We start from the raw sequence: 13079 nt of genomic DNA, 5'->3' as shown, positions 1-13079 counted from the left end.
GTTCAGGCTCCTCTTAAGCCAAGTTTTCGGGCGATGATCTCGCGTTGAATATCATTGGTGCCGGAGAAAATACGGCTGGGCAACGTATCCAGGAGCACCTGGACAATGCCCATATCCGCATCGATTGCAGCGCCACCAAAAGTGGCAATGGCATCCAGTGAAGACTGGACGGCGTAGTCCGAAATCAACAGCTTGCTCATAGCAATGTCAATCTCAGCATCTTGTCCCTGGTCGTATTTCCACCCTGCGCGATAGAGCATCAGGCGACACTGCTCAAGGCGCAGTTTGATATCAATAATACGGTTAGAAACCGACTGAAAATGACCGATTTTTTTACCAAACTGCTTGCGCTCAGTGGCATAGTTCAGCGTGCTCTCAAGTAACCTGTCCAGGGCACCAACAAACAGTGCAAACAGACAGCCTTTTTCCCAGATCATAGAGTCATGAAAGATAGCGCCGCCAGCTCCTTCAAAACCGATGCGTTGTGATTCGTTGACAAACACGTTGTCAAAAAACACATCCCCCATCGGGCAACTGGCCAGACAGTCTTTAGATTGACTGGCACCAGTTGACAGCCCAGGCGTGTCCTTGGGAATGATGAAAGCGGACACCCCCATAAAACCGTGGTCGGGATTGGTTCGTGCGTAGGCCACGAACACGTCGGCAACAGGCGCATTGGTGATGTAGGTTTTCTGGCCATTAAGCCGGTAGCCACCCGCTTCTTTGACGGCAGTCGTTTTCATACTGTAGATATCTGAGCCAGCACCAGGTTCGGTAGCCGCATTGGCTGCGATCAATTTTCCCGCAACCAGTGGTTCAAGAAAGTCCCGCTTCAATTGGTCACTAGCGAAACGTGCGAGGGGCATCACGCAGGCAAACAGATGAGCACACAGGGAGAATGATAAACCGAGATCGCGGCTGCCTTTGCCCAGTGCCTCTACCATTAACATGGTGTTGAGTGCCCCCAGATCTGCACCGCCATAGGTTTCGTCTACTGCCAGCCCGGTGAAGCCAAATTGGGCAGCCTGCAGCCAAAGCTCAGGTGCGAAGTGATGATTGCGCTGACGCTGGTGCGCATCCTTGTCGAGCACCTCTGAAGCAAAGCGAAGCGCGGAATCGTATAACTCGGTTTGATAGTCGGAAAGCTGAAAATCCATAATATTGCACTTTGAGTTGGTTGAAATACTGCTTTTGCATTAAACGCTATTATGGAGACTTGTTAATGTACCTGTCAATCCTGTTAACTTGTGTTTTTTAAATGTTTTATTTAAGTTTTAATTTTGTGGTTCACATTTTCTACATGGTTTTATGGTAAATGCTTCAACAATATGTTTTTTAAGGTTATTTTCTTTTATTGTTATATGTATTTATAACAGGGGCAGAACCAGGTTGTAAACTTTTATTGTTAAATTGTTGTTTGTTTTGTACTTTTTTAACTGTGGCGCGATTAGAGAAACGAGTAAAATTTGTTCAGCAGGGCTATTCTGGGTTTTGAGTTTGTATAAAGGTGGCAGGCTGACTTTTTGCCACTGTGATTGGCGAGATAGCCGACAGACAATAATTTTTGGATATCAGCCATTGACTTTGGTATCTGGCATGATAAAAAGGTTGTTCATTAATAAATAAGAATAAATTCATGACTCTTATCACCGTATCTACATCGCTTACTACCTGGCTGAATAATTTGGCCTGTGTGTGGCGTGTTGTTTGCGGTTTGTAGGAGTCACTTACTAACCGCGGCAGTATCAGCGGTTAGTCATCATTGTGTATTTCCAGCCTCTTATACTGCCCCGATTTGGGGAGTTCATTATGCCAGTTCAGGCATCTTACATTCTGGTTATCATCATCTGGTCCACAACGCCGTTGGGCATTGTGATCAGCAGCGCGGGAATGTCACCAACGCTGAGTGTTTTCTTGCGCATGGCCATCGCTCTGGTGTTGTGTTTTATCATCGTATTGATTGGTCGTTACCGGGTTCCCGTATCCAGGCAGGCCTGGGCATTATATAGCTATTCAAGTTTAGGTATTTTTGGCGGTATGTTATTGAGTTACCTTGCCGCACAAACCGTACCATCGGGTGTGATCTCCTTGATATTTGGTCTTGCGCCTGTGTTATCTGGTTTGCTGGCACAGCGATTACTGAGGGAGGCCAGTTTTAGTATCATCAAGTGGCTGGGATTAGCTCTGTCTATGGTTGGTTTGTACCTGGTCTGTATGTCACAACTCAATGAGTTGGCTCTGGCACCTCAAGGTTTGATGTATGTACTTGGGGCCGTGAGCTGTTTTAGTCTCAGTGGTGTGATGATAAAACGCGTGCAACTGTCGATCCATCCACTGGCTTCTACCTTTGGTGCATTGCTACTGGTAACACCTATGTTTGGTTTGGTGTGGTGGTTCAGCGATGGTCAACTGAATGTGCAAAGCTGGCAAGTCAGCTCCGTTTTGGCCACTGTGTATCTCAGTGTCTTTGGCTCTTTGGTTGGGTTTATTGCTTATTTTCACGTGCTGCAGAAACTTCAAGCCAGCACAGTTGCGTTGACTACGTTAATCACTCCGGGGTTTGCCATGCTGTTAGGTGCCTGGATCAACAATGAACAGATCACACTGACCTTACTGGTCGGGGCATCAGTGATTATGGTAAGTCTGGCAGTATTTCAGTTTGGTGAAAGCGGCTGGGCAAGCCTGACCAATAAGCTAAAAAGGCAAATGTTATAAATCGTTACATTGGAGTACTGATCCGAGGTTGGGAACATGTTAAGCTTGTTGAACTAACAAAAGGGACATGTCGTTGATCAGATGGTCATGTGCTCCCTGTAATGTGACAATTATTATAATTATAAAGCTGAAGGACGATGAAGTTAACATTCCAAGATTTTGAGTTTGACTGCCAGAACCTGGCATTGTCAAAACAAGGCCGAAAAATAAGTATAAAAGAAAAGCCAGCCATGTTGCTGGGGTTGTTTTTGTCTGACCCTCAGAAGATCTATAGCAAAGCTGAGATCCTTGAGCATGTATGGCCAGGCAGAACGGTCACTGAGCAAGTAGTGTTCCAGAATATTGGCCACTTGCGAGCGCTGTTTGGTGATGACGCGATTAAGACTTTCTCCAAAAAGGGTTATCAGTGGCAACTGCCTGTACAGCCATCCGAGCCCGTTGAAGCACAACTCGAGGCCGAGCAAAAGCCAGCTCAACCTGTGACTGAACCGAGCGCTGCAAGCGCTGAACAGCTTTCAGAAGACGTGCAGAGTTTACCCTGGAAATGGTTGGCGCCTTTGGCAGTTTTGATTGTCGGGATAGGTGTTGTTGCGCTGATGGTTTAAGCGTAAGTTTATACTTTTACCTTGATTATCAGCGCTGTATGGCTGCGTTTTAAGCTAGCCGGGCGATGATGGGTTGCTGTTGTCACGCTGGTGTGGCCACACCCTAGTGTAGGGCTTGTGAAGTCAAGTGCAGACAACTCGTCTTCAATGATGTATTGGTTGTTAATGTTGTATTAATTTTTTACTCCTTATATTGATGTTTAAACCGGATGTTCAGCAATTTATTGTGATTATCAGGTCAAAAAGGCCCGGTCATAGCAATAAGATTAGGTTATTTTTGAATTGAAGGAACATCACTAAGGAGCGCATTTGACAACCATCGCCTACCATCATGACTCAAGAACCATCTGCACTGACAGCCTTACCTCGACCAGCCAAACTATTGTGTCCTGGGCAACACGCAAGTGCCATCGCGTAGACGATGGCTATGTGTTTGCATCAGGCAACTGCGCCGAAATTGAACATTTGCTGGCTCACTGGCACGCTAATCAGTTTGATAAAATCACTTGCACCTTCTTTTTTGTTGATGATGAGGGGGCTGTATTCTTTGGCGAAATTCGCCATGGCCGCCGTTTTCTGGAGCCCTTGTCTTTAAACTGGGCAATTGGCAGTGGGGCCAACTGGGCAATCGCTGCGATGGACTTTGGCCGCTCTGCATTTGAGGCCGTGGAATACGCCTGCCTGCGTGACAAATCCAGTGGTGGGACTGTCATGACTTACCGTCATGATGAGAGATCACTTTGGCTACACACGCCGATAACGTCTAATTCATCCTTGATAGTGAACTCACTGGCACCTGGTAATAACTGGCGATAAGCGTGAGGCGATGCTGGTTACCTGGCATCCCTTCCATGTTTGGACCACTCAGGTGAGCCATCACTTTATTCAGGTTGTCATTGTTTACCCCATTTAATGTGCGCAGGGCCTCGCATAACGCCAGCCAGGCAGTCAGTTCGTGCTGAGGGAGTTCGTGGGAGAGTGGGTTGAAACTCAAATAAACTTCCAGTGCATTGAATCCCTGATGATTGCGTACAATTAATGCTTCGGCCAAAGATTCATTGCGCTCAAAAAGGAGCAGTGAGCGGATGTAATTAAATGGGGGAAGCGGGTTTGCAGGATTGGCAAACAGGCAGTGCAAAAATGTATTGCCTTGATGATTTGTTGCGTTAAATGCACTTGCAGCCTGCAGCGCTGGCATAAAAAAGTCGACTCGCTCTGTGGTATTGATCCCCGCAATCACTCCTGTCGGCAGGCCATGTTGGCTGATACAGTGGGCGGTGATATTTTGGTAATGTTCATAGTTTGATGTGTGATTGCTGGCTGCTTCAAAGCAGTGCCTGAGCTGAGCCGTGCGTTGCGTATCAGTGGCTTGTTCATAGCAGTGTTTTATGCGCGCCAGATTGTGACTATGTATCGCCTGGATCATGTCTGTCACCGCCACAGTGGTATCTTGAGATGTGTGCGCTTTGTTAGTGTACTTTGCCATAAATATTACCTTTACCAACAGAGTGTTCAGTATGCCACATACTCATCGTCTGTATAGATATGACAGTGACATAGTTTGCCTGCTACACCTTTTGCTATCCCACATGAGACGCAAAATAGTCGATGACGAGTTAAAAATAAACGGTACAATGGATAAATTAATCATACAGGAATGATTTTAATGAAGGATCTGACTCAGGGGAAAATCGTTACCCACCTTATTACTATGGCCGTTCCGATGGCGATTGGCATGTTTATCCAGACGCTGTATTTTCTGGTTGACCTGTATTTTGTTGGGGCGTTGGGGGCAACTGCGCTGGCAGGCGTGAGTAATGCGGGCAGTGTGTTCTTTTTTATCATGGCCCTGACTCAGGTTCTAAACATTGGGTGTGGCACTTTAGTGGCTCATGCGGTTGGCAAAAAGGACCGTGTTGAGGCAAACGCATTATTCCATCAGAGTATGTTAATTGCCGGATTTTGCACCGTGGCGTTTGCCTTGCTTGGCTATGTATTTGGGCACATTTTTTTCGAGTTTATGACGCCTGACACCGCGACTCGCCAAGCAGCAACAGAATACTTTTACTGGTTTCTGCCCGCTTTATTACTGCAGTTTGGGCTCACCGTCACGGCAGCTGCACTGCGCGGAGCGGGAGTTGTTAAGCCCGTTATGTTGATTTCGATGCTGGCGGTGGTCCTGAATATTATTTTGTCGCCCATTTTGATATCCGGTTGGGGGACGGGCAATGCCCTGGGTGTGACAGGGGCAGGACTGGCCAGTTCTCTGTCTGCGTTCGCTGCTATGGTGATGACACTGTGGTACTTCATCAGTAAAGTCGATTATCTGAGTCTGCCGAATAAAGCATTGCGCCCTAATCGCAAACGGATCCTTCAGGTAATTAATCTGGGATTACCGTCAGGCGGCGAGTTTTTACTTACTTTCATGTACATGTCAGTGATTTACTGGGCACTTAGTCAGTTTGCCGCGAGCGCTCAGGCTGGATTTGGGTTGGGTGTCCGGATCATGCAAGTGCTTTTTTTACCCGTTATGGCCGTTGCATTTGCAGCCCCTGCAATTGCCGCCCAAAACTATGCTGCTGGTAAATATGACCGGGTACAGCAAACCTACCGCTATACCAGTATACTGACATGCGTGCTGATGACCATACTCACGCTTGCATGCCTGGTTAATGCAAGCTGGTTTTTTGCTCCATTCAGTGATGAACCTCAGGTCATATTGGTTGCCGCGACGTTTTTAGGATATGTGTGTTTGAACTTTGTCCCAGCAGGTTACACCTTTACAGCCTCGGGTATGTTTCAGGCGCTGGGTAATACTTGGCCGGCGTTATACAGCACCGCCAGTCGATTTGTGTTGTTTGCGGTGCCCGTTGTCTGGCTGGCAGGGCAGCACGACTTTGAGATTGAGCAGATCTGGGTATTTTCTGTAACGACTGTATATTGTCAGGCTGTCATCAGCTATCTGCTACTGCGTCGAGAAATGAACAAAAAATTGGTGCTGAACGAAGCCGAGTTAATGCCACCACCTGTGCGTAGCTGATCGCGCAAACATCTCATATATGAATGCCGTGCACAGGCATTAGTATAAACACCTCTGCTTGGACTATCCTTAAAGTGCAGTCAATGAATTGATGGTCACCGAGGCTCAGGAGACAGGTATGCATAAAGGTGAGGTGGATTACGGAGAGCGACATCCAAAAGTGATAATGATTTGTGATGATGCGCACGAAATGGTGGGTGTTTGCAAGGTTATCAGTTCTCAGGTTACAGCGTTTAGAACCTTGGAGGGGACCCAAGACGCATATAAAGTAATCCAATCGGGTAAGCCGCCTGTGCTTATTTTTGCTATGTTGCACGTTAAGGCAAGCATCGAGTCATACAGTGCTTTGGCGCGCAGGGGTTTGCTAGATTACCCGCATAAGAGTATCTTGTTATGCGAAAATAAAGAATCGGGGGTCGCTTTTCGGTGCTGCATCAAAGACATATTTAATGATTACTTTGTTTTTAAACCTATGTATGAAAATTATCGGCTCAGGATGATCTTACATAATATGTTGCAGCAAGCCGAAGACACGCAGCAGATCACTGAACTAAAAGAAGAGCACTTCGGCCGAATTGATAACGGGTTGAAACAATTGATTGATCAGGCGGCTAACTACCGGGTTAACACTGAACAGTCTTTTCTGCAAGCCAGAGCATCATTAAACGAAGCGCAAGAAGAAGACGAAATAAAAGCGCAAATGTTGCAGCAGTTAAAAGAAAAACACGTCTTACCTTTACTGGACATGTTGCAGCAACAGTTGATCAAAGACATTCAACAGATCACTCAGCAACTTAATGACAGTCATTTTACCCTCAATGAACTTGTTGACATGTTCAGTGGCTCACAGGCGTCGGCATTTACGTCTGTTCTGGACCACGGTGGTGCGCACAAAGAAGCGCTAGAACACGCCGAGCAGGCGCACATTGAGCATGAGGTACGTGAGCCTGATGCACACGAGTCCATAGCACCGTCTCATGTGTCGGGGAATCATCATGATGAACACTCAGAGCACGATCACGCCTTTGATGCTGCGCAGGTGTCTCAGCCCGTGATGCCCAAGGATAAACGGATTATGATAGTTGAAGACAATGAAATCTATCGAGAAATGATCTCAGGCATACTTCGTGAGCAGGGTTTTTCGGTGGATGGCATGGAAAACGGGCTAGCCGCGATCAAAGAGCTAAGAAAGCATCGCTATGATATGATTTTCATGGACTTATTTATGCCGGGTCTAGATGGTTACAATACCACAAAGAATGTCCGGGCTATCGAACATTGCCATGGCATACCCATTGTGGCGCTCACCAGTAATCGCAACAAAGATCTGATCAGGAAATGGGCCTCTTTAGGCCTAGGTGGCTATATTGTGAAGCCATCAACAAAGCGCAGTATTCTGGATGCGGTAAATAAGTTGTTAGGCACGGAGTGTGCGTAATACCAATTTCACTTAATACCCGCTCTATTTGAAGGAGTAAATATGACGCTTACGGCGTTATAAATTTCTCATTTAGAAAAAATAAATAGCAAAATCCGCCTGATTATCGAGCCTATTTCCTCGCCTCAAAATAGAACACTTAATGAAGCAAATTAGTATAATACTCTGTCAGGTTTCAAATGTTGAGTTGTGTAATTGAGTTCAATTAATTAACGCGTTAAGGGCTTTGACTTCCTGCGCTATATTGATCAACAGCGAGCGACAATGTTGACGATCAGCTGACAGGGCTGCCTCTTCTAGCTGAGCCAGATATTCACTGCACCGCTCTGCGCCTATGGCCCGGGCGGACGTTTTAAGAAAGTGCGCATGTTCTTTTAGTTCTGAATATGCTGCGTTGCTGTAGGCGCTTAAAAATAGCTTGCAACTGGACTCTGCCTGAGTGACAAAATCGCGTTGAAATTTTGCTATGGTGGGCAGGTCCTCGCCGATTAAGTCTATCAGCGTTTGTTGATTCAGTCTGGTTAGGTGTGTGTTGTTACTTTCCATACCATTTCTCTATGACGGTTTTAAAACGTTCGAGCTGAACGGGTTTGCCAATACAATCATTAATGCCGTACAAGTGGCAGTTTTCTAATTCATTTTTAACCGCTGCGCCAGTCACTGCCACAATTGGAATGGCCTTGAGCGCCAATTGCTTTTCGGTTTGGCGAATACGCTTCGCCATTTCATATCCATCAACGATAGGCATGTGGCAGTCGGTGAGGATCAATTTGTACTCTTTCTGACGCCAGCTTTCGAATCCTTGCTGGCCGTTTTCTGCGAGTGTGCAGGTGTAGCCAAGCTTCGCCAGCTGTTTCACCATCAGGTTTTGATTAAAAGTGTTATCTTCAACCAGCAAAATTCCAGGGCGAAGGTCAGCTACCGCACCAGTTTCGTCAGTACCTGAGCATGAACTGTTGGGAATTGATGACTGGGGAACACTCGAGACAGGTTGTTTATCTGCTAAATAGGTGAGTAAATGCATCGCCTGGCGTGTGATGCCATAGCGGGTTGCCAGGTCGATATTCAGAAATGTTGCATCGGGTAGCAAGTGTTTCAGTTGTTCGGTAAAACTTGTTTGGTGGCAGATTAATACCCGATGCGTTTTAAGTGTTTCCTGATAGTTACATAATTCCGCAAGGTCCTGTTCTGACTTAATAAAGCAGCACACCAGTGCCTTGTCCGGTATAGGAGAAGGAAGCTGTTCTAAGTCCACCTGGTGCATGTGTACCGCTAGCCTTTCTAGTACTGAATATGGGTATGATTCTGGCGGATTATGGTGATCTGGCGTGACATAAATGTCCTGGAATAAAGCGGTGTCACAGTGATGTGAGAATCGGTGGATTGGAATACTGACTCTGAAAATACTGCCGCGATCCACTTTGCTTTTTAGTCCTATTCGCCCACCCATCAAGTTGATTATGTTTCTTGAAATGGCGAGCCCTAAACCCGTTCCACCATATACCCGAGTGGTTGATTTATCGGCTTGGGTAAAGGGGTGAAAGAGCTTTCTCTGGGTTTTTTCATCAATACCGATACCATTGTCTTTCACTAAAATAGAGAGCTCGCCCTGACTGTGACTTTGGAGCTGCCAATCTACTTCAATGACGACATTACCACTGCCTTTGGCTGGGGGACCACTGAACTTAATGGCGTTGCTGAGCAGGTTAAAGAGTACCTGACGGATCCGGTTTTCGTCGCAATAAAGCATTGTGGGAAGCTGCTGTGATTCAACGACTTTGAGACTGACATGGCGTTTTTCGGCATTGGAGGCAAAGGTCAGCAGTACGTTATGCAGCGTTTTTGAAATATCAAACTCCCTGAACTCTAATTCTAACTTGCCCGCTTCAATCTTGTTGATATCCAGAATATCGTTCAGAATGTCGACTAGATTCTTTGCTGAGACGGATGCGGTTTCGAGCAGCTCCATCTCTTCAGGATCATGCTTTTGCAGTGAGAGCAGCTCTAGTGAGCCGATGATGGCATTCATCGGTGTTCTTAGCTCATGGCTCATCATCGCCAAAAAGTCAGACTTTGCACGGCTTGCGCGCTCGGCTTTAGTGACAGCACATTTCAGATCTGACGTGCGGGCTTTGACGCGGGTTTCTAACTCGGCATTTAATTTGGATAGCTCCATGTTGGCACGATATACTTCGGATTGATCGACGCAGACACCATCAAGGCGATAGTTGTTACCATAATCATCCTGTGCAACCACGCCTTTAGCGAATATGTGCAGTTCCTCGTTACTGGGCAGGATAGCCCGAAATACCTGTTCAAAATCATCGCCGCTTTCAAGGGCTTCTTTGAGTCCATTTGAGACTCGCTCCCGGTCTTTCGGATGAATGCGTTCAAGCCACTTCTCATAGCGGCCGGTATCCTGTGCAGCCAAATCAAAGATACTACTGGTTTGCGGGTCCCAGTCCCAATACCACTGAGCGCTTTTTCTGAGCACACTCCAGGTGCCGACCTTGCCAGCTTCCAGGGCAATACGACGGCTTTCATGGGCGCTGTTAAGGTGGATGAGCATCTGTTTTTCCTGAGTGCATTCACGCAAGGTACCAAACAAGCTCAGATGATCACCGCAGCCATGGCGCTGGTCGCCACTGAGTTCAAACCAGTGTGGCACAGCGTCTATTAATACACGAAATTCAAATTTTAGCCGGACGTTAGACTGAATATGCTCCTCAATGAAACTCAGTGCCAGTGGACGGTCATCTTCATAAATCAAATTGGTAAAATCATGCCAGTCGGTTAAGGATGGGCAGTGTAGGAGTGTGCAAAAAGTCTGAGAAAAGTAAGGACGTGCGAAGGTGGTATCAACCTGCCAGACCCCTATATCACCACATTGTAGTGCCAGTTCAGCCAGTTCACCGAGTTGTGGCAGGTGGTGATGGCTAATAGGATTAATAATCAGGCAGGTATCAGCGCTGAGGTGGTTACTGACAGTAATATTGAGCCGCATGCCCGAGGGTAAGATGGCCAGCGCAGTGCTACCAGCTGTCTGGCTGAGAAAGTCACTGTCTGCTTCGCCACGTTCTGCAATTTGGCACAGATCAAAAAAGCAGACAGGTTGCGCTTTATGATTGCTCAATTGCAGGAGTGTTTCTGTAGCCTCATTGAAATCAATTACTTGCCATTGGCTATTTACGGTAAGTATCGCGAGATCCAAACTCTGGATATCCATTTCTTTTCCCTGCCTGACTTTGCCTAACTTTATTATTGTTCAATTTGCGACGATTGGGGAAAAATCGACTCAGATAATGCGTTTAACTGTTACTGACCGTGTTCGGGGTATCTGGCGTACGCCATGTTAATAAAATGCCGCATAGGGAGTGGGCTTTATGATGTCTGTGCCCTGATATTGGCCCCCGCATCCGGAGGCCAATGCTTACTTGGCTCAGAACTTGTTGGCAGGTGGCCACTGTGAGTTCGCGATTTCGTCTTCCCCGACGGCGCTGTTAGCTTCAACGCTGATAGAGTGAGGTGTATCTGTTTTAGGAATGGATACTTCTACAACATAGTTGTTGTGTGTATCGGTCCTGATCTCCTCCATCACAGCCATCAACTCACTCAGGGTATTCACTCGCCGTCCTTCACCACCAAAAGCCTGGGTAATATTGGCGATTTTCCAGGCTGGTAAGTCATTGTAGCTGTAGACAGTGTCGAGTAGCTTGTCCTGATAATCAACAGGCGGCGTTCTGAACGGGTTAGGGTTGACCAGGTATTGCTCGATACCATAAATACCGTTTGCCAAAACAAACACAACGGTGTTTTGTCCATAAGCATGTTGGTCAGCAACGGCCTGGCAGGTTTCATGAAAAGCGCCATCACCAACGACAACAACCGAACGTTTATCCGGAAAGGCACATTTAATTCCCGTGCCGGCAGGTACAGAGTAGCCGATGGACAGCCAGGCTGCCTGAGCAACAAAGCCATCTTGTGCTGGTATTTTTACACTCTGTGCGCCAATTAGCGGGAAGCCGGCATCGACGACCAGAACATCATCTTCATCAAGCCATTGACTGAGGGTAGCAAAGAAGCTGTCATAGCCCAGTTGGGCATCCGCTGTTGCGCGCTTCATAAGCGGTTGTTGCATACGTAACCCTCTTAAACTGGCAGGTTGTTGCTTTGCCAGTGCAGTGAACTCCTCAATCAGACACTGTAAGTAATCTTCAAGGGTCGCAGAGGCGTAGTAGTTGGCACCAACATATACCCCTCCTTGCGCAGCGAGCACAGTGCGGTTGCTGCGAATATCCTGATTGCCAGTATCTTTGCCTGTCGTCCAGGCTCCAACACCAACTAAAACTCCGTCGTCTCCAACCAGGGAGTCTACTTCGGAGGGACTCATAGTGACACAGCCTTCAAACCACGGGTGGGTTTCAGCAATAACCGATTTGCTTAAGGCTGAGGTGACAAAGTGAATATGTCCTTCGGGCACCGTATGACTGCGATTGATCACTTCAAGCAATTCCAAAAAGGTATTTTGCAGGCCAAAACGTTGCAGCTCTACGCCTGCCCAAAAAATACTTTTTGGCTGGCTAAGCATCAGCTCTACTGTCGCTTTAGCTGCTTGCTGTGCTTCGCTGACGGTGACGCTGGCTGGATTATTCAGTGCAAGAGGCTGACCAGGTTTGATGCACTCTGCCCGCCAGACATCCTCACTGACTTCGAAATACACGGGTCGGCGCTCTGACAGCAGAGCCGCCAGGGCTGAGTCAATCTGATAAGGCGCCTGATTGGCATTGGTGATACGTTCAGCCGCGACGGTGATTGGTCTGAACATGTGAATATCGACAAATTCATAACCGGTCGTGTGTGAGTAGAGCAGTCCGGCATTCTTTGAGATCTGATCTTCTTTGTTGGTAGGGGCGCCGTTGATCAGGATCACCGGTACTTGTTCAACGAAAGATCCGGCGATGGTGTTGAGCAGGCTGAATGCGCCTACACTGTAAGTAACGTACAAGGCACTTGGGCCTTTTAATCGGGCATATGCATCGGCAGCAAATCCGGCACAAATCTCATTGGCATTGCCGTTAATTCTAATTGGTGAGTGGCTGTCAGCCAGTATGGTGTCGAGTAAAGCCGCGGTGTAGTTACCGGCGACACCAAACATTTGATCGACGCCAATTTCTTCCAGTCGTGCTTTGAAATAGTCCGCGACTGTAAAATGGTGCGTTATTTGAGTCATTGATTCTCTCCAGAGCAAGCTTGGCAGGTTGTCTCCTGCCAGTAGGTAGTG

The 13079-nt window shown here is 47.1% G+C and carries 10 protein-coding genes; 5 read left to right on the top strand and 5 right to left on the bottom strand.

All coding sequences use genetic code 11. From position 1 onward, the window contains the following. Window positions 1-2: 2 nt before the first annotated feature. On the bottom strand, window positions 3-1157 hold the full coding sequence (locus MHN31_RS02935; RefSeq protein WP_125559952.1) for an acyl-CoA dehydrogenase family protein: 1155 nt from the start codon (window positions 1155-1157) through the stop codon (window positions 3-5). A gap of 652 nt (window positions 1158-1809) precedes the next feature. Between MHN31_RS02935 and MHN31_RS02930 the strand changes: the two genes are divergently transcribed. From MHN31_RS02930 to MHN31_RS02920, 3 genes are all read left to right on the top strand, one after another. After that, the gene (locus MHN31_RS02930) at window positions 1810-2715 is read left to right on the top strand and encodes a DMT family transporter (RefSeq protein ID WP_138537639.1); all 906 of its coding nucleotides are present in this window, start codon (window positions 1810-1812) and stop codon (window positions 2713-2715) included. Window positions 2716-2852: 137 nt separating this feature from the next. Continuing rightward, window positions 2853-3320, top strand: a complete 468-nt coding sequence (locus tag MHN31_RS02925) for a winged helix-turn-helix domain-containing protein (RefSeq protein ID WP_138537638.1) — start codon at window positions 2853-2855, stop codon at window positions 3318-3320. A 309-nt stretch (window positions 3321-3629) separates the two neighbouring features. Continuing rightward, window positions 3630-4136 (top strand): proteasome subunit alpha, encoded by a 507-nt coding sequence (locus MHN31_RS02920; RefSeq protein ID WP_125559958.1) that lies wholly within the window; start codon window positions 3630-3632, stop codon window positions 4134-4136. Here MHN31_RS02920 and MHN31_RS02915 read toward each other — a convergent pair. Then, window positions 4084-4806, bottom strand: coding sequence for a hypothetical protein (locus MHN31_RS02915; protein ID WP_239443406.1), 723 nt, complete (start codon window positions 4804-4806; stop codon window positions 4084-4086). The two genes, MHN31_RS02920 and MHN31_RS02915, sit on opposite strands and share 53 nt — an antisense overlap. Before the next feature lie 180 nt (window positions 4807-4986). On the opposite strand from MHN31_RS02915, the gene MHN31_RS02910 reads away from it, so the two are divergent. Together MHN31_RS02910 and MHN31_RS02905 are read left to right on the top strand one after the other, a co-directional pair. Further along, window positions 4987-6360 carry an MATE family efflux transporter gene (locus tag MHN31_RS02910; RefSeq protein WP_239443405.1) on the top strand — a complete coding sequence of 458 codons (1374 nt, stop codon included), beginning with the start codon at window positions 4987-4989 and terminating at the stop codon, window positions 6358-6360. A 118-nt stretch (window positions 6361-6478) separates the two neighbouring features. Next, window positions 6479-7798 (top strand): response regulator, encoded by a 1320-nt coding sequence (locus tag MHN31_RS02905; RefSeq protein WP_239443404.1) that lies wholly within the window; start codon window positions 6479-6481, stop codon window positions 7796-7798. 201 nt (window positions 7799-7999) lie between these two features. On the opposite strand, the gene MHN31_RS02900 is transcribed toward MHN31_RS02905, so the two are convergent. The 3 genes from MHN31_RS02900 to MHN31_RS02890 all read right to left on the bottom strand — a co-directional run bounded on the left by MHN31_RS02900 (window position 8000) and on the right by MHN31_RS02890 (window position 13028). Beyond that, window positions 8000-8344, bottom strand: a complete 345-nt coding sequence (locus MHN31_RS02900) for an Hpt domain-containing protein (protein ID WP_125559964.1) — start codon at window positions 8342-8344, stop codon at window positions 8000-8002. Continuing rightward, window positions 8334-11024, bottom strand: coding sequence for a PAS domain-containing hybrid sensor histidine kinase/response regulator (locus MHN31_RS02895; protein WP_239443403.1), 2691 nt, complete (start codon window positions 11022-11024; stop codon window positions 8334-8336). Before MHN31_RS02895 ends, MHN31_RS02900 begins: the two co-directional genes overlap by 11 nt. 213 nt (window positions 11025-11237) lie before the next feature. Further along, window positions 11238-13028, bottom strand: a complete 1791-nt coding sequence (locus MHN31_RS02890) for a thiamine pyrophosphate-binding protein (RefSeq protein ID WP_239443402.1) — start codon at window positions 13026-13028, stop codon at window positions 11238-11240. Between the last annotated feature and the right edge of the window lie 51 nt (window positions 13029-13079).

The sequence above is a fragment of the Pseudoalteromonas sp. McH1-42 genome, from assembly GCF_022347845.1.
In the GTDB taxonomy this organism is placed as follows: domain Bacteria; phylum Pseudomonadota; class Gammaproteobacteria; order Enterobacterales; family Alteromonadaceae; genus Pseudoalteromonas; species Pseudoalteromonas rubra_D.
The sequence above is the reverse complement of the archived record's forward strand: the minus strand, read 5'-3'. Positions and strand labels throughout refer to the sequence as shown.